Annotated in this window: 1 protein-coding gene; it reads right to left on the reverse strand. The window is 61.7% G+C overall.

Features of this window, described 5'->3' with window-relative positions; translation table 11 throughout:
* Window positions 1-43: 43 nt before the first annotated feature.
* Window positions 44-1,318 carry an IS256 family transposase gene (locus tag DIE06_RS37735; RefSeq protein ID WP_409364540.1) on the reverse strand — a complete coding sequence of 425 codons (1,275 nt, stop codon included), beginning with the start codon at window positions 1,316-1,318 and terminating at the stop codon, window positions 44-46.
* Window positions 1,319-1,374: the final 56 nt, after the last annotated feature.

Here is a 1,374-nt window from a genome sequence, read left to right on the forward strand (position 1 = left end):
GAACCTGTCCGCATTTTTGTGGGTGAGGCGGTTGAACAACGCGTTATCCGCGCGCCTGCATAAATCGCTCTCCGAACAGGATAGCAAACTGGTTCATCGCTGATTTCCAGTCGAACGCAGTCCGCACGGTCTTGGCCAGTACGTTGCGTAGCGCCAGCCAGAGCAGCTTGATGGCCGCCTCGTCATTCGGGAAGTGACCACGGGTCTTGATGATCTTGCGCAACTGCATATTCAAGCTTTCTATGGCGTTCGTGGTGTACACGACCCGTCGAATCTCAGGCGGAAACACGTAGAACGGCACGACGTGCTCCCACGCGCGTTGCCACGACTGCACGATCGTCGGGTACTTCGCGCCCCAAGGTCCGTCGGCGAAGTCTTGCAGCGCCTGCCGTGCCGCCTCTTCGCTGGCAGCCGCGTAGATCGGGCGCAGTGCTGCGGCGAGCACCTTACGGTCCTTGTAGCTGGCGTATTCGAGGCTGTTGCGGATCAGATGCACGATGCAGGTCTGAACGGTGGTCCGCGGATAGGCCGCGCTGATGGCCTCGGTGAGCCCCTTCAGGCCATCGACCACGGCGATCAGGATGTCCTGGCAGCCGCGCGTCTTCAGTTCGTTGAACACCTTGAGCCAGAACTTGGCGCCCTCGGTCTGCTCGATCCAGAGGCCCAGCACGTCGCGCTGGCCGTCGGCCTGGATGCCCAGCGCGAGATAAACGGCCTTGTTGCTGACCACGCCGTCGTCGCGGATCTTGACCCGCAGCGCGTCGAAGAACACCACCGGATACATTGGCTCGAGCGGACGGTTCTGCCAGCTCAGGGCCTCAGCCATCACTTCGTCGGTGACCGAGCTGATGAAGTCGGGCGACACTTCGGTGCCGTAGTGCTCGGCCAGAAACCCTTGAATCTCGCGCACGCTCATGCCACGCGCGTACATCGCAATGATGCGTTCGTCGAAGCCGGTGAAGCGGCGCTCGTGCTTGGGAATCAGGATCGGCTCGAAGCTGCCGTCGCGGTCACGGGGCACGTCAACCCGAACCGGGCCGCGATCGGTGATGACCGTCTTGCCGCTGGCGCCGTTGCGCTCGTTGGCTTGACCGGCCGGCTTGGGCTGGCCAGACGGGTAGCCCAGATGCAGGTTCATCTCGGCGCCCATCGCGCGTTCGATGATCGCTTTGTTGAACGCCAGCATCAGATCCTGGACCTCGGTCGGCGTCATCGGCCCCTTGACCAACTGGTCCAGCAGTTCCTTGGGCAATTCAGGCAGCGGCCCTCGGGCCGCTGCCTGACGCGCTACAGTTTGTCTTTTCTTCTTCATCGGCATATCCATGACTTTTACACCTCATGATATGCCTCGCCCACGAAATCACGGATAGGTCC

This window comes from Burkholderia sp. Bp8998 (assembly GCF_003854235.1).
Taxonomy (GTDB): domain Bacteria; phylum Pseudomonadota; class Gammaproteobacteria; order Burkholderiales; family Burkholderiaceae; genus Burkholderia.